The organism is Vibrio sp. ED004 (assembly GCF_023206395.1).
GTDB lineage: Bacteria > Pseudomonadota > Gammaproteobacteria > Enterobacterales > Vibrionaceae > Vibrio.
Genome location: NZ_CP066149.1, coordinates 3,042,227 through 3,058,710 on the forward strand (window position 1 = coordinate 3,042,227; position 16,484 = coordinate 3,058,710).

A 16,484-nucleotide genomic window follows, 5' to 3' on the forward strand; every position below is an offset into this window, starting at 1 on the left:
AAATCATACACAAACTACCGTTTTCATGCCGAATCATACTTTCCTATCTTCATTCTGGGAAGGCTTTAAAATAGTAAAGTCTCACCAGACAGCATCACTTGTTACACTAACTCTTAAACCTAATTCTGAGGCTAAATGCCTTTGCGGTCTTGAAGCTGAGGCTATCCATGAGTATCAATGGCGTCATGTGAAAGAGGCCATGTTGTTCAATGTTCCTGTTGAGCTTTCCGTTCAAACTCGAAGGATCAAGTGTCGTGACTGCGGCATAAAAACAGAGTTTCTATCTTGGTTAGAGCCTTATGCTCGTATAACGACGCGTCTAAAAAGTTATATAGAACAACTACTGCCTCTTCTTCCCATTAAGCATATCTCCCAGTTAACGAGCGTTCATTGGCACACCATTAAAGAGATAGATAAACGTCGACTTCGCCAAGTGGTACCGTCAGTGAAATGGGAAGGGCTAAGGCAACTCGTCATGGACGAGTTCGCCATCTTTAAAGGGCACCGATATGCCACAGTCATCGCTGATGCTAAGACTCACCAAGTCATTTGGATAGGGTTAGGTCGTAGCCGCAAGGACATACGACCGTTTTTCGAGCAGTTAGGCAAGCATGGTAACAATATCGAAGCGGTCGCAATGGACATGAATACGGCTTTTGACCTTGAAGTTCAAGCGCACTGCCCGAATGCAAAAATCGTTTACGACTTATTCCATGTTGTTGCTAAGTTCGGTCGTGAGGTGATGGATAGAGTCAGAGTCGACCAAGCTAACAAACTCAAGCAGGATAAAAAAGCGAGGCAATGGGTGAAGCGCTCACGCTGGGTACTGCTGAAAAACAGAGGTAATTTAAATGCACGACAAGATAGCTATCTTACTGAAATATTGAATATCAATAAGGACTTGATGGCCACTTATATACTCGGCTCACAACTCAAAGAGCTTTGTTACTGTAAATCAGAAGCACATGCTAAGGGGCTCTGGGAGGTATGGTGGGCACAAGTGCAAGAGAGTGGAATTAAGCCATTGAAAGAGTTTGCACGAAAACTGAGGCCTTATCTTCACGGTATTATTGCATCGGCAACTTATCCGCTCAACACCTGCACATTGGAAGGGATAAACAACAAAATAAAGTTAATCAAGCGAATGGGGTATGGATATCGAGATACAGACTACTTCTTCTTGAAGATAAAAGCGGCTTTCCCCGGAAAGCCGCGATGAACCTTTTTTAATGTGTGTTGTAACTGAACGCTTCAACGAGAAAATTTTACGCTCAGTTAGTCACTACATCATTAGTTAAACATTGCGATAGCTTCTGCTGGGTCTACGTATTCTAGGTCAAAGCTCTCTGCAACTTCTTTACAAGTCACTTTACCGTGGATTACGTTTAGACCTTCTAGGAAGCCTTTATCAGATAGAAGTGCTTCGCGGTAGCCTTTGTTCGCTAGCTTAACAATGTAAGGAAGTGTTGCATTGTTTAGTGCGTAAGTTGAAGTACGAGCAACGGCACCTGGCATGTTAGCAACACAGTAGTGAACAACGTCATCAACGATGTAAGTTGGGTCTGCGTGCGTTGTAGCGTGTGAAGTTTCGAAACAACCACCTTGGTCGATTGCAACGTCAACAACCGCTGAACCTGGCTTCATCTTAGCGATGTGATCTTTTGTAACAAGTTTAGGAGCCGCTGCACCTGGGATTAGTACTGCACCAATCACTAGGTCTGCTTCTAGAACATGCTTCTCGATAGCGTCTTCAGTAGAATAAACCACTTTTGCGCGCCCTTGGAATTCTTCATCAAGGCGACGAAGTGTATCTACGTTACGGTCAAGAATTGTAACATCTGCGCGAAGACCAACAGCCATACGTGCTGCGTTAGCACCTACAACACCGCCGCCAACAACAACAACTTTTGCTGGTTCAACGCCAGGAACGCCACCAAGAAGAAGACCACAACCACCGTTAGATTTCTCTAATGTTTGTGCACCTGCTTGAATAGACATGCGACCAGCGACTTCAGACATTGGTGCTAATAGTGGCAAGCGACCCATATTATCTGTTACAGTCTCATAGGCTACGCAGACAGCTTTGCTCTTGATCAGCTCTTCAGTTTGTGGAAAATCTGGTGCAAGGTGTAAATAGGTAAATAATATTTGCCCTTCGCGAAGCATAGCTCGCTCGACAGCTTGAGGTTCTTTAACCTTTACAATCATCTCTGCTTTCGCGAAAACGTCAGCAGCAGTAGGAAGAATGGATGCGCCTACAGCGATGTAATCATCGTCTGAAAAACCGATACCAGTACCGGCATTGGTTTCTACAAAAACTTGGTGGCCGTGTGAGATTAGTTCTCTCACGCTAGCTGGGGTCATACCAACGCGGTATTCGTGGTTTTTGATTTCCTTAGGTACGCCAATGATCATCCTGACTCCTCATTTTATTTTGGTTGTTTTATCTATGTGTAGGGTAATTCTGTCGAATTAATATCTAGTATAGATATGTTCAGATAAAATTTGATACTGAATATTAAAAAGTTGTAGTATATTTTTTTGCAAGGAAGTAATAAGGTGGAATAAAAAATGGCAGACAATTATAAGAAGCCGTCCAAGGAACTAGATCGTATTGACCGCAACATTCTTAATGAGTTGCAAAAAGACGGTCGTATCTCAAACGTTGAACTTTCAAAACGAGTAGGACTTTCTCCGACTCCATGTCTTGAGCGTGTTCGTCGTTTAGAACGTCAAGGTTACATTACTGGGTACACAGCGTTGCTGAACCCACAGTACCTTGATGCTTCACTTTTAGTGTTTGTTGAAATTACTTTGAACCGTGGTGCGCCAGATGTGTTCGAACAATTCAACACCGCTGTTCAGAAACTTGATGACATCCAAGAGTGTCATTTAGTGTCGGGTGATTTTGACTATCTTCTAAAAACACGTGTATCGGATATGGGTGCTTACCGTAAGTTACTGGGTGATACGTTACTGCGTCTACCAGGCGTAAACGACACTCGTACCTACGTTGTAATGGAAGAAGTGAAACAAACTAATCAACTTGTGATTAAAACTCGTTAATCACAATTGGTGAAATGAAAGAAAGCGGACTTTTGTTCCGCTTTCTTGCTTTCTGGAATTGGGTTTTTCGGTTTGATATGGTTAAATCAACAGTAGTTTCATTGAAACGAGCGGCGTGTGCCGCTCGTTATGTTTTTATCCCGTTTAATTATTAAGTTGGTTTATGTTCAAGCAGAGCAGTAATAAAGTAGAAACAATCATTAAAACGAGTGAAGAGCCTCAGTCTCCTCGTTTGAATGGTTCTCAACGTCTCAAAGAGTGCAGCCTGATTCTGGGTGTTCTCTTCTCTATTCTACTTGCCGTTGCGTTATTAACCTTTAGCCCTGCAGACCCATCATGGTCGCAAACGGCGTGGGGTGGTGACATTCAAAATGCCGGTGGTTACCTAGGTGCATGGTTAGCGGATACGCTGTTCTTTGTATTTGGTTCTCTGGCTTACCCTCTGCCTATCTTAGTCACGGTTGCCGCGTGGGTATTGTTCCGCAAGCGTAATGAAGATGAACAGATCGATTTTATGCTTTGGGGCACTCGCTTACTTGGCCTCACAGTCCTTATTCTGACTAGCTGTGGTTTAGCGGATATCAACTTTGACGACATCTGGTACTTCTCATCAGGTGGTGTTGTAGGTGATGTATTAACTAGCCTTGCACTTCCGACTCTGAATGTTCTTGGCAGTACGTTAGTTCTTCTTTTCTTATGGGGCGCTGGTTTTACTCTACTAACGGGTATTTCTTGGTTAAGCATTGTTGAATGGTTGGGTGAACGTGCGATCAAGCTGTTCACGTCTGTTGTAAACAAAGCGCGCGGCCAAGACCAAGAGTTGCTTGAGCCTCAACTAAGAGAGTCAGCAGACCGTGATTTAATTGAAGAACGTCACCAAGAGCCAACTTACCGCGACGTTCCTGCTATAGAAGACAATAAACACTCAACAGAGCAAGATCCGCTTGATCCTGCACTGAGCTTCTCTGCGACTAATGATTCGTCAGATGCGGCTGCAAGTGCGCTAGAGAGTGCAGCGACACCGAAGCGTCATTACAACATTCACATGCCAGTTGAGGCTCCTACGAAGCAAGAAGCTTCAGCTCAAGAAGAACCTCAGATTCAGCGTCAACCTAAAGTTGAACCCGAGCCGATCCCTGTAGCGCCGGTTTACCAAGCGCCAGAAGAGCCTTTAGAAGAAGGTGTTGAACGTTCTAAGCAGCTCAATGCCACTATCGAGCAGCTGGAAAACGCCGCTATGTATGAAGATGACCTTGCTGAGCAAGATCAGGTTGACGCGCATGAATCTCAGGTCGCTTATCAGCAATACATACAGAATGAACAGCAAGACGTTACGCCTACTGATACGGCTCTTGAAAGTACAGAACCAGAAATCAACAGCTCGCCAGAAGTAACGAGTGAATTTGATGCTGAAGAGGTTCAGCCTGAATCTCTATATGCTTCACCAATGGGTGAGCCAGAAGAAACAATACAAGAAGATTTCTCTGCACAAGCTTCACCGTTTGATGAAACGGAAGAGCAGAGTGACGAACAGACTTTTGCTCCTGCAGTTCATCAGACTGAAACCGAGCAATCTGATGCAGAATTAGCTGATGAGCCATTTGAACCTTTCTCTTACCAAGAAGAACATTCAAAGCCATCACAGCCAACAGAACAAAGCCTAGAGCCAGCGATTGATCTTCCTTGGGAAGAGGTGACAGAAGATGAGCCTCTGAACCAAGATAAAGACGTAGAAGCATTCCAAAGCATTGTCTCTGAAGCGCAAGCAAATATGGCGGCGGCACAGAACCCGTTCTTGGTTCAGCAAGATGTTAACTTGCCGAAGCCTGCAGAGCCTCTACCAACGCTTGAGTTGTTGTTCCACCCTGAAAAGCGTGAAACCTTCATTGACCGTGATGCACTAGAAGCGATTGCTCGTCTGGTTGAATCGAAACTTGCGGATTACAAGATCAAAGCCGACGTCGTCGACATTTTCCCTGGTCCTGTGATCACTCGATTTGAGTTAGATTTGGCACCAGGTGTGAAAGTAAGCCGTATCTCAGGCCTTTCTATGGACTTAGCTCGTTCACTGTCTGCATTAGCAGTACGTGTGGTTGAAGTTATTCCAGGAAAACCTTATGTGGGCCTAGAACTGCCGAACATGAGTCGTCAAACGGTATTCTTCTCTGATGTAGTGGGTAGCACTCAGTTCCAAGAAGCGAAATCACCAACGACAGTGGTTCTAGGACAAGACATCGCAGGTGAAGCTGTGATTGCTGACCTATCGAAAATGCCTCATGTTCTTGTTGCCGGTACAACTGGTTCAGGTAAGTCGGTGGGTGTGAACGTGATGATCTTGAGTATGTTATATAAAGCATCTCCAGAAGATGTACGCTTCATCATGATTGACCCGAAAATGCTTGAGCTCTCAGTTTATGAGGGTATCCCTCATCTGCTATCTGAAGTCGTTACTGACATGAAAGATGCGTCGAATGCCCTTCGTTGGTGTGTAGGCGAAATGGAACGTCGTTATAAGCTAATGTCGGCGTTAGGTGTTCGTAATATTAAAGGTTACAACGATAAGCTTAAGATGGCCGCTGATGCGGGTCACCCAATCTATGATCCATTATGGAAACCGGGTGACAGCATGGACCCAGAAGCGCCATTGCTAGAGAAACTTCCTTATATCGTGGTAATCGTCGATGAATTTGCCGACCTAATCATGGTAGTAGGTAAGAAGGTTGAAGAACTGATTGCGCGTTTGGCACAAAAAGCACGTGCGGCGGGTGTTCACTTGATTCTCGCGACTCAACGTCCATCGGTAGATGTAATTACGGGTCTAATTAAAGCCAACATCCCAACGCGTGTTGCCTTTACCGTATCAACCAAAACCGACTCTCGAACCATTCTTGACCAAGGTGGTGCAGAATCGCTACTTGGTATGGGTGATATGCTTTACCTACCGCCGGGTTCTAGCCATACCATTCGTGTTCACGGTGCCTTTGCATCGGATGATGATGTACACGCGGTGGTGAATAACTGGAAGGCGCGCGGTAAGCCAAACTATATTGATGAAATCACCAACGGTGAACAAACTCCTGAAACCTTGCTTCCGGGCGAGAAGATGGAAGGCGATGAAGAGGTTGATCCTTTGTTTGATCAAGTAGTCGAACACGTTGTTCATTCACGTCGTGGTTCGGTTTCTGGCGTACAGCGTCGATTCAAGATCGGTTATAACCGCGCAGCGCGTATTGTAGAGCAGCTTGAAGCGCAAGGTATCGTAAGTGCTCCGGGCCATAACGGTAACCGAGAAGTCTTAGCGCCAGCGCCACCAAAAGATTAGGTCTACACGCCCTATGAACTTATGCCCATTAAGTCGGTCAAATCGTGAATATGACCGACTTATGTTTTAACAGGATTATTGATGAAAAAAGTATTCGCACTTTTATTTATGAGCTTCTCAGTGTTTGCTTCTCCGAAAGAAGAGCTGAGTAGCCGTTTGGCATTGAACGCAGGTTTTAGTGCTGACTTTAAACAAGTCGTGACCAGCCCTGATGGTGATGTGGTGATGGAAGGCGAGGGTACTGTAGAGATTGCGCGCCCTAGCTTATTCCGCTGGGAAACCACGTTCCCTGATGAAAACCTATTGGTATCTGATGGTCAAAGCTTGTGGTACTACAGCCCGTTCATTGAGCAAGTGAGCATTTACTGGCAAGAGCAAGCGACATCGCAAACGCCTTTCGTACTGCTGACTCGCAACCAAGAAAGTGATTGGGATAACTACAACGTCGCGCAAACGGGTAACCAATTTACGTTAACACCAACGGCAGTGGATTCTAACCAAGGTGATTTCCAGATTAACATCACCGAAAAGGGCATTGTTCAGGGTTTTAACGTGATTGAACAAGATGGCCAGAAAGGTGAGTTTACTTTCAGTAACGTTGATTTAGGTAAGCCATCAGCAGACCGCTTTACTTTTGTGGCACCGGAAGGTGTCGAGGTCGACGACCAAAGAAATTGATCCAAACAGGCAGATCGTTTGGTCGTAAGTCGATAGGCATTATGCCATCAACGAATCAAGAGATTGCAATTGAGTAATTACAGCTTAGATTTTGCAGGGGACGAAGATTTTCGTCCCCTTGCTGCTCGTATGAGACCTGAAACTGTTGAACAGTACATCGGTCAGCAGCATATATTGGGCCCCGGTAAACCACTTCGCAGAGCGCTGGAAGCGGGCCATATTCACTCCATGATTTTATGGGGGCCTCCGGGTACCGGTAAAACTACGTTGGCGGAAGTGGCTGCAAATTACGCCAATGCAGAAGTGGAGCGTGTATCAGCGGTAACATCGGGTGTGAAAGACATTCGCATTGCTATTGAGAAAGCACGAGAAAACAAGCAAGCAGGACGCAGAACGATTCTGTTTGTGGATGAGGTCCATCGCTTTAACAAGAGTCAGCAAGATGCCTTCCTACCTCATATTGAAGATGGCACGGTTACGTTTATCGGCGCGACTACAGAAAACCCTTCTTTTGAATTGAACAACGCTTTGTTGTCACGTGCGCGTGTCTACAAACTGACTTCTCTCAATACTGACGACATCTCCCTTGTTATTCGCCAAGCTATTGAAGATAAACAGCGTGGATTGGGTGATGTGCCTGCCGACTTCGCTGATAACGTCTTAGACCGTCTCGCTGAGTTGGTGAACGGTGATGCGCGTATGTCGCTCAACTATCTTGAGCTGCTGTACGACATGGCAGAAGACAACGATAAGGGCGAGAAAGCGATAACTTTGCAGTTGCTTGCTGAAGTGGCAGGTGAGAAAGTCGCTCGTTTCGATAACAAAGGCGATATTTGGTACGACCTAATCTCTGCGGTTCACAAATCGATTCGTGGTTCGAACCCTGATGCGGCGCTATATTGGTCGGCGCGAATGATTGCCGCGGGTTGTGACCCTCTGTATATCGTAAGGCGTTTACTGGCTATCGCTTCTGAAGATATTGGTAACGCTGACCCAAGGGCAATGCAGGTCGCTATGTCGGCTTGGGATTGCTTCACTCGTATTGGCCCTGCTGAAGGAGAACGTGCGATTGCTCAAGCGGTTGTTTATTTAGCATGTGCGCCAAAGAGTAATGCCGTTTACACCGCTTGGAAGCAAGCGTTAACCGATGCGCATAACCTTCCAGAGTACGAAGTGCCTCATCATTTACGAAATGCACCGACAACTTTGATGAAGGACATGGGCTACGGACAAGAATACCGTTATGCTCATGACGAACCGGGTGCCTACGCGGCTGGCGAAAAGTATCTGCCTCCTGAAATGGGAGAGAAACAATACTATTTCCCAACAAAACGAGGCTTAGAGACCAAAATTGGCGAGAAGCTAGATTATCTGGCGGATTTGGACGCAAAAAGCCCACAAAAACGCTATGAAAAGTAGTCTTTTTTGGATATCGTTACCTAGTCATAAAATTTATATTAAATCGTTAAAAGTTGGTCGAAATAGCACCAGTTTTAGGGGTTTAGCAGTGATTCAGTAGCAAACTACTGAATATTCAAATAACTAAAGCATAGGATTAGCAATGCTGGATTCTAAATTACTTCGAGCTGAGCTGGATGAAACAGCGGCAAAATTAGCACGTCGAGGCTTCGCCCTTGATGTAGAGACAATTCGTGAACTTGAAGAAAAACGTAAGTCCCTTCAGATGAAAACTGAAGAGCTGCAAGCGTTACGTAACTCTCGATCGAAGTCCATTGGTCAAGCGAAAGCAAAAGGCGACCATGAAGAAGCTGAGCGTATCCTTGCAGAAGTAGGCAACTTAGGCGCAGAACTAGACCAAGCTAAAGTAGCATTGGCTGACCTTCAAGCTGAACTAGAAACGATCACAATGTCTATTCCTAACCTTCCTGACGCAGAAGTGCCAGATGGTAAAGATGAAGACGATAACGTAGAAGTTTCTCGTTGGGGCCAACCTAAGACTTACGACTTCGAAGTTAAAGATCACGTTGACCTAGGCGAAATGTCTGGCGGTCTTGATTTTGCTAGCGCAGTTAAAATCTCTGGTTCTCGTTTCATCGTGATGAAAGGCAAATTTGCACGTCTACACCGTGCTATTGCTCAGTTCATGTTGGATCTTCACACTGATGAGCACGGCTACACAGAAATGTACGTACCGTACCTAGTGAACCACGATAGCCTATACGGTACTGGTCAACTTCCTAAGTTCGGCGAAGACTTGTTCCACACAAGCCCACTAACTGAGCAAGTAAGTGACGTACCTCTTAAGACTCTATCGCTTATCCCAACGGCAGAAGTACCGGTAACGAACATGGTTCGTGACACGATTACTGATGAAGCTGAACTGCCACTTAAGATGACAGCTCACACACCATGTTTCCGTTCTGAAGCAGGTTCTTACGGTCGTGACACTCGTGGTCTTATCCGTATGCACCAATTCGATAAAGTTGAACTAGTACAAATCACTAAACCAGAAGACTCTATGGCAGCTCTTGAAGAGCTAACAGGTCACGCTGAGAAAGTACTTCAACTTCTAGAGCTTCCTTACCGTAAAGTCATTCTATGTACGGGCGACATGGGCTTCGGTTCTGCGAAAACTTACGACTTAGAAGTATGGGTTCCAGCACAAGAGACTTACCGTGAAATCTCTTCTTGTTCAAACATGTGGGATTTCCAAGCGCGTCGTATGCAAGCTCGTTTCCGTCGTAAAGGCGAGAAGAAACCTGAACTTGTACACACACTAAACGGTTCTGGTCTTGCTGTAGGTCGTACTATGGTTGCTATTCTTGAGAACAACCAAGAAGCTGACGGCCGTATTGCTATCCCAGCAGTACTTCAACCATACATGGGCGGCGTAACGCACATCGGTTAATCTAATTATTTAGCGCCTCGCGCGAAATAGATTATTTAAAAGGCTTTGCTGTAATGGCAAAGCCTTTTTTGTATGTGGCGTTATTTTTTGTATGCGACAGTTATTTAGAAAAGCTAATTCAAAGAACTGCTACATAAACGAGAAGCTGGCGTTAGCAGCAGTATCTGCTTGCTTACACGCTAGAAGCGCCTTTCGGTAGTAGCTTTGATAGTTGTTTTTTGTCAGCTCATCAATGGTATAAAGCTGGGTGATCACTTCATCACATTGCTTGATGATAGTAAGCACTTGCTTAGCACCCATAGAATCTGGCCAAATCACAGAAAGCAGTTTCACGATGTTCATACAGACGTTTTTGATCATCGGGCAGCGCTTATGAATGTCTAAGTAAGCCACGAGCACCAATTTATAATCTGACTGGCCTTGCTTAATACTGATGTTTTTCTCTTTTAGCCATGTCATTTTTTCTGTGTTGCGATTTTTCATCTCAGCACACATCGTCATCTGACTCGACACAACGGTTTCGTTTGCTGTCTTGATGATCAACATGCCGCAGCGATTCTGAGCGACTTTAAATTCGTTCTCACAACTCATTCTATCCAACAACCATGCATGGTGATAAATCACAGGAAATGCATTGAAGTCATTCTTGTCGTGCAGTGCGGTTAAAATCGTCACCGCTTTTTGATACTGCTTAGATTCCATTGCAATGTGAGCAGCAATCAGCGCCAAGTCTGTTTGAAGCCCTGATCTTGCCTCGGTCGGGATCTTAGAAATCAGGTAATTGACTTGATCCAAATTCGCTTGCTTATCAATGCCGTCAGACGCGCAGTAGAGCAAGAATCGAATATGATTCAACTTCATGTACAAGTTGTCACGGAAGGTGTCTCTGTTGATCTGCACATAGTTTTGATAATGAAGCAGTGCTGTTCTCGAGTCATTCACCGACAAGCATAGATTCGCGATTGCCAACTCTCGCTCTGAGTTTCCAGGGGTGAGTTCGCTCGCCAACTTAAAGTGTGCAATCGCCGCAGGAATCTTGTTGCTGATCAGGTTGACCTGAGCGGCTTGGTCTCGATACAAAGTGCTGGTGGGCGCTGAATCAATCAAGCTTTCGATCATGCGTTGTGCTTCATTAAGCTGGCCTAAGTTCGCAAGGCTGTTCGCTAGCCCAGCTTGAGCCCAATCGAAACTGCCTTCATCAAGCGCTTTTTCATAAACACGCTTAGCTTCGTCGTAGAGTTCAAGCTTGGATAGAAAGCTTCCGCGGAACTGTTGAATCGTCGCGAAATATTCTGGATGGAATGCGACTAACTCTTCGCAGAATTTTAAACCCGCTTGGTAGTTGTTCTCTCTTTCAGCCTTGTAGATATTCTGCAATACCAGTTTCTTTTTTAGAGAGCTGGTAATACGTTGCTTCAACGTTTCTCGGTTGAACGGCTTTAATAGGTAGTTATCTGGTCGAAGCTCTAAGATAGGGCGGATCGACAAAGCTGAATTCTCGCCTGTTACTAGGATAAATATCCCGTCGTCTTTTAATCTTTTGGATTGCTTCAACTCTTCGAATAGCTGTTTGCCGTTGATGGTGTTGCCAAAGTTATAATCGCAAATGATCACATCAAAGGTTGTGTCGCTTGTGAGAGCCATTGCTATGCGAGGTGACTTAGCAATTGAAATCAAACGCTCTGAGAAGCCAATATGAACCAACATATTGCGAATAGTTGATAGCACTATCGCTGAGTCATCAACGATAAGTGTATTTAATTGAGTTAATTTCATGTTTATTTTAAATTATTTACTGACGTGAATTCCGAAAAGCTCGCAGGCTTTGAAGCAATAAAACCTTGGTACTTGGTCATGCCAATAGTCTTCAAGTATTCAAGATCTTGTTGCTGCTCGACACCTTCGACAATACAAGAAAGGCCTAGGTTTTCTGCCAAATTGATGCAAGCTTTGGTTAGAATCTGATTCTTTTTGTTTTCGCTGATATTGTTAACAAAACTCCGATCCACCTTAAGCTCGGTGAATGGTAAGCTCGACAGTTGGGACAGTGACGCATAACCCGTACCGAAATCGTCAACCGATAATCCAACCCCTAACATGCTCAGTTTTGCGATATTTTTATAGCAATGCGCATCGAGCAAGATCGTCTCATGCTCCGTGATCTCCAGAGTCAGCAATGATGGATCAATGTTGTATTTGTCACATAAGCTCGCGACTTGATCGGCGATCTCAAGCTTCAATGTTGATTGCTCAATATTGATCGCGAAGTGGATCGGTTTACGCATTGATGAGATATCTTTCAGAGCCAGCTCAAGCACAGTGAAGAAAAGTCGATCCATCAGCCCAAGCTGACGCAATGTATCCATGAAATGGAAAGGTGTGAGCAACCCTAATTCTGGATGCATGATGCGTGCAAGTACCTCAACACCAACCAGTGTCGATTGTTCTACGTCATGTTGTGTCTGATAAGCATTGGTGAACCATTTATTTTCAAAGGCTTCAATGGTCTGCTGTTCATCTAACTTAACTTCGGTCGGCAGAATAGACTTAGCGGTTTGGATACGTTTATACGACGACAACAAACGCTGGATATGCGTTTCATCGACCGGTTTCGGTATCGCTTCGACTTCGTTATAACCAATGAGTTTGCACATGCTTTTGGTTGAGTCCAACGCAGCATCAGCCATCGCACTCAATATGACGACAGTTTGGATCGAACCTTGAGCTTCCGAAGAAGCCAGTAATGACACACCATCAATCTGTGGCAACTGAAGGTCACAGAACGCAATATCAAAGCGATGTTGTTTGCATAGCTCTATCGCATCTTCGCCGTTGTAAGCGGTATAAACCTCATCCACGCTGTGGCGTTTAAGTAGGATCTGAATTTGTGTTGCTTGTAACAATGAATCCTCAACGATGAGAATTTTCATAGTGAATTTAACCTGTTTATAACCGCTTGAGCTGAGGCAATCGCTAAGTCCAGCTCTTCAATTAACTTGTGACAATACATAGGGTCTTCTGCATTTTTCTCACAATCCTTTGCTGCATGATTGAGAGAATCTAAGCCAAGTAGGCTTGCCGACCCTTTGATTCTGTGTGCTATCGCTTTAATGTTTGGGTTAGGCTCTAGCAGCATCGCTTTGTCTGAGCTGAACGAATCCAAAATAACCGTCGCCATTTGAAGCTGCTCTTCTGGACTGTAATTCTGTGCCCAAGATTGATCAGCTTGGATCGTTTCTACCGCTTGTTGGGGCAGTAATTCCTCAATCGCGAATGCGAGCTCTTCAAACGAATAAGGCTTGTAGATCACTTGATCCATACCCACACGTTCAGCCTTCTCAATAACCAATTTCGAGTCTTCGGCTGTACAGCCAATAATTGGCAAGTGTTTCAGCTTGTCGAGTGAACGAATCTTCTCCGTCAATTGATAGCCATCCATGTTCGGCATATGGCAATCCGTGATGATGATATCCACCAATGTTTCGCTGTTTTCTAATTCTTCCATCGCTTCTTGACCGTCTTTGACGATGATCGTCTTTAAACCAAAGCGCTTAAGCTGTTTTGCAAACAACAAGCGGTTGATTGGGTCGTCATCGGCGATAAGCACGGTTCCGGTAAAGTGGTACTCTGACGCCGGAGCGTGAGTCACGCTTTTGCCTTGAGCCGTGATATCGCTCAGCAATAGGTCTGGATACAGGTTCTGCCACTGTGTGGAGCGTTCAATAGCCTGACTGTAATCGTTCATTTGATTATCGATTTTCCAAGCTTTAAACCATGCCAAGATCTCTCTGTCTTCAGAATGCATCGGTGTAACCACTTTAACTGGGCTCGCTGTTCCTTTAATTGGTAAGCTCACCGAAACCTTAGTGCCTAGCCCCAACTTGCTTTCAATCTTGAGGTCACCGTCCATCATGTTAACTAGTCGTTGAACCACCGTAATTCCCAGTCCTGTGCCGCCGTAGCGTCGACTAATGCTACGGTCGCCTTGTGCGAAAGGTTGAAACGCACGAGCGATCTGTTGGTCAGACATACCGCAGCCTGTATCCGTAATCGAAAGCTGCAGTTGTTCGCTCGATGTTTTTACCGTAACTAACACAAAGCCGTTCTCGGTGAACTTAATCGCATTGTTCAATAGGTTATTAAGGATCTGAGTGACTCTCAGCCAATCCAAGCTTGCTCTGGATATCGAGTCGACTTTCCAGCCTAATTTAAAGTTAAGATTGTTGAGTCGCGCATTGCTCTCAAATGTCCTGAATATCGGGCACAACTCGTCGTAGATATTGCTTGTCTTCGACTCCAAATGAAGTTGATTAGCCTCCATTTTGGAGATGTCGAGAATGTCACTGACCAGCAATTTCAAACGTTCAGCTGACAACTGAGCATTGCTAAGGAGCTCCATGTCATCTTTGTTTTCTATCTTGGTACTGAGCAGCTCCATCAGGCCAATCATGGCCGCGATAGGCGTGCGCAATTCGTGGCTGACGATGGCCAAGAATAGATCTCGAGCTTTGATCGCTTCTTGCGCTTTCTTGTTAGATACCTCAAGCTCACGCTGCTGTTTTTCCCACTTTGTCAGATCATCAAGTACCGTAATTACGTAAGGATCTTTCTCTGATGCGTTGGCCAAACACTGACGAATCACACGAAAGTGCTGCTCGCCGCCACTGCAGTCACACTTGATGGTGCTCCAAACGCCTAATTTGTTCCCTGTTTTTTCATCGTTATCTCTAAGCCAACAAAACTCTGGGTTTTCATCGTGTTGCTGTGTAAAACAGTGGGCCATTTGCTTATCAAAAGCACTGTTGGAAAGAACTAACTGGCCGCTTTTATCGTGAATCGCAATCAGGCTAGGTAAGTTATCTAGCAAGGTCGTTAGCCATTGGATCTGATCATAACTGCGTTGTTCAGACTGTTGAGCTCGTGACAGGGATAGAGACAGTCGACGAGTCTTCATTAAGCCAAACGTAATCAAAGCGAATATCACCCCGGATATTGCTAAGGTATACGCCACGATTCGCTCTTCACTGAATCCGTATTGAGCGATGATGTTGTGATGCTTCAGTGTTAGAAGATCAATTTCATTTTGCGTTGTGACTGAAATAGCTGAGTCGATCACGCTTTGTAAGAACGATGAACTCGGATTTAAAATGACGCCCATTTTACGTTGCAGTGAAACTTCAGCTGTTTGTGGAACGATGTTAAACAGCGCATCGTAACCATTAAAAATGTATAGGTTAGCGATACTCTTTGGAATATAGGCATGCGTAATCTGACCGTTGCTCATCGCGGTAATGATTGAGTCCATGTCTTTGTAAATCACAGCATCAGCTAAGTGATCTTCTAAACTCGACTTTGGAATGAAGTAGCCCGTTCGATCCAAAATAGCGGTCTTTTTATTTAAAGACTCGCGGTTAGTTTCAATCAACGCCCATTCGAATGTCATGAAGGGTTTGCTGGCGATAAACTGAGAGGAATCTACGTTCTCTACATCGAAGCCTGGCAAAAACTCAACCTCACCATTCTTGAGCATATCGATGATGTTTTTGCCTTCTGGCGGAACATATTCAAATTTCAATCCGAGTTTTCTCGAAATTAGCTTTATTGCATCATGAATAAACCCCACAGCCTCTTGAGTAGTAGGATCAAAATATGAATACGGGTAGATTCCTTCCGTCACAGTAAAGCGAATAGGGCGTTTGCCATATTGGCTTTGGATTATCTGGTTCACGAGATCATCGTAAAAATGATAGAACTGTTCTGAAGACAAATTGGCAATGTCGTTTTCTTTGTCGTGAATGAATCTTTCGATGATGCTGTGCATTACGCTGTCATTCTGGTTCATCATGATCTGAACGGGAAATTTGGGCAGATCTTGGCTGAACGAGAGTGCACCTTGCCATTCGCCCGGGGTCATGACGGAGTAATAACTTTGTACTGATGTCAGATCTAAAATTGTCGCATCGGCAAAACCATTCGCTATCGCAGGTAACAGTTCAGAAGTGCTATTCACAACCATAGGGTCAGACACTCCCTGCTGATTGAGCAGTTGGCAGAACAGTGAACTTTTAATGCATACCCATTTTAGTTGGTCGTGCGGCGTATTCTTGGCGACGTCATCTCTGTACCAATACACATTTTGAATGTCATATAAGCTGTCTGAAAACTCAAATTGTTCAGCTCTTCTGCGTGTTTCCGCAAAGCCAATGGTTAAGTCAGCTTCACCGCTAGCAATCGCAGATAATAAGGCTCTGGAAGAGAAGTACTCTTTTACTTCCACTTCTATATTCAAGTAATCCCTAAGCATACCTTGGACGCTATCGCACGTATCTTGATTACGATTGACGACAAAGTCTTCCCAAACTTGATTAAACAGGTACATAGGTTTCGCAATGACTAGCTTCTGTTTATTTTGGATATAGCTATGCTGGGCTGCACTTAATGTGGTTTCTTCAGCTGTGCTGGAAAAAGAGAGTGAAGTTAGAGCGATTAATAAGAGAAACAGAGTCTTCATAAAGTTAGCGAGCGATGAAAAGTCCCGCATTCTATGAC

The 16,484-nt window shown here is 44.7% G+C and carries 10 protein-coding genes; 6 read left to right on the forward strand and 4 right to left on the reverse strand.

The genetic code is table 11. The annotated features are described in order from the left end of the window. The first annotated feature begins 25 nt into the window (after window positions 1-25). Window positions 26-1,219: an ISL3 family transposase gene (locus tag ITG10_RS13715; protein ID WP_248386447.1), complete on the forward strand. Its 1,194-nt coding sequence runs from the start codon at window positions 26-28 to the stop codon at window positions 1,217-1,219. Between the two features lie 71 nt (window positions 1,220-1,290). Here the strand turns inward: ITG10_RS13715 and ald are convergent, their stop codons facing one another. Next, window positions 1,291-2,415, reverse strand: a complete 1,125-nt coding sequence (gene ald, locus ITG10_RS13720; RefSeq protein WP_017630266.1) for an alanine dehydrogenase — start codon at window positions 2,413-2,415, stop codon at window positions 1,291-1,293. 156 nt (window positions 2,416-2,571) lie between these two features. Here ald and lrp point away from each other — a divergent pair, with 156 nt between their 5' ends. The 5 genes from lrp (at window position 2,572) to serS (ending at window position 9,935) form a co-directional block, all read left to right on the forward strand. Further along, on the forward strand, window positions 2,572-3,066 hold the full coding sequence (gene lrp, locus ITG10_RS13725; RefSeq protein WP_004734558.1) for a leucine-responsive transcriptional regulator Lrp: 495 nt from the start codon (window positions 2,572-2,574) through the stop codon (window positions 3,064-3,066). A gap of 163 nt (window positions 3,067-3,229) precedes the next feature. Next, window positions 3,230-6,388 carry a DNA translocase FtsK 4TM domain-containing protein gene (locus ITG10_RS13730; protein WP_017630265.1) on the forward strand — a complete coding sequence of 1,053 codons (3,159 nt, stop codon included), beginning with the start codon at window positions 3,230-3,232 and terminating at the stop codon, window positions 6,386-6,388. 81 nt (window positions 6,389-6,469) lie between these two features. Further along, window positions 6,470-7,066: an outer membrane lipoprotein chaperone LolA gene (gene lolA, locus ITG10_RS13735; RefSeq protein WP_017630264.1), complete on the forward strand. Its 597-nt coding sequence runs from the start codon at window positions 6,470-6,472 to the stop codon at window positions 7,064-7,066. Between the two features lie 63 nt (window positions 7,067-7,129). Next, the gene (locus ITG10_RS13740) at window positions 7,130-8,485 is read left to right on the forward strand and encodes a replication-associated recombination protein A (RefSeq protein WP_017107655.1); all 1,356 of its coding nucleotides are present in this window, start codon (window positions 7,130-7,132) and stop codon (window positions 8,483-8,485) included. 142 nt (window positions 8,486-8,627) lie between these two features. After that, complete coding sequence (gene serS, locus ITG10_RS13745) at window positions 8,628-9,935, forward strand: serine--tRNA ligase (protein WP_017630263.1); 1,308 nt, start codon at window positions 8,628-8,630, stop codon at window positions 9,933-9,935. 129 nt (window positions 9,936-10,064) lie between these two features. Here serS and ITG10_RS13750 read toward each other — a convergent pair whose 3' ends face one another. The 3 genes from ITG10_RS13750 to ITG10_RS13760 are packed head-to-tail and all read right to left on the reverse strand — an operon-like array spanning window position 10,065 to window position 16,446. After that, the gene (locus ITG10_RS13750) at window positions 10,065-11,711 is read right to left on the reverse strand and encodes a response regulator (RefSeq protein WP_248386448.1); all 1,647 of its coding nucleotides are present in this window, start codon (window positions 11,709-11,711) and stop codon (window positions 10,065-10,067) included. Window positions 11,712-11,713: 2 nt separating this feature from the next. Continuing rightward, window positions 11,714-12,865, reverse strand: coding sequence for an EAL domain-containing protein (locus tag ITG10_RS13755; protein ID WP_017630262.1), 1,152 nt, complete (start codon window positions 12,863-12,865; stop codon window positions 11,714-11,716). After that, entirely contained in the window at window positions 12,862-16,446 is a 3,585-nt protein-coding gene (locus tag ITG10_RS13760; RefSeq protein WP_248386449.1) for a transporter substrate-binding domain-containing protein, read from the reverse strand. Before ITG10_RS13760 ends, ITG10_RS13755 begins: the two co-directional genes overlap by 4 nt. Window positions 16,447-16,484 lie beyond the last annotated feature (38 nt).

Coding starts and splice junctions, on each gene's coding strand:
- ald (WP_017630266.1), bottom strand. CDS start 2,415: ATGATCATTGGCGTACCTAAGGAAATCAAAAACCACGAATACCGCGTT.
- serS (WP_017630263.1), top strand. CDS start 8,628: ATGCTGGATTCTAAATTACTTCGAGCTGAGCTGGATGAAACAGCGGCA.
- lrp (WP_004734558.1), top strand. CDS start 2,572: ATGGCAGACAATTATAAGAAGCCGTCCAAGGAACTAGATCGTATTGAC.
- ITG10_RS13730 (WP_017630265.1), top strand. CDS start 3,230: ATGTTCAAGCAGAGCAGTAATAAAGTAGAAACAATCATTAAAACGAGT.
- lolA (WP_017630264.1), top strand. CDS start 6,470: ATGAAAAAAGTATTCGCACTTTTATTTATGAGCTTCTCAGTGTTTGCT.
- ITG10_RS13715 (WP_248386447.1), top strand. CDS start 26: ATGCCGAATCATACTTTCCTATCTTCATTCTGGGAAGGCTTTAAAATA.
- ITG10_RS13760 (WP_248386449.1), bottom strand. CDS start 16,446: ATGAAGACTCTGTTTCTCTTATTAATCGCTCTAACTTCACTCTCTTTT.
- ITG10_RS13750 (WP_248386448.1), bottom strand. CDS start 11,711: ATGAAATTAACTCAATTAAATACACTTATCGTTGATGACTCAGCGATA.
- ITG10_RS13755 (WP_017630262.1), bottom strand. CDS start 12,865: ATGAAAATTCTCATCGTTGAGGATTCATTGTTACAAGCAACACAAATT.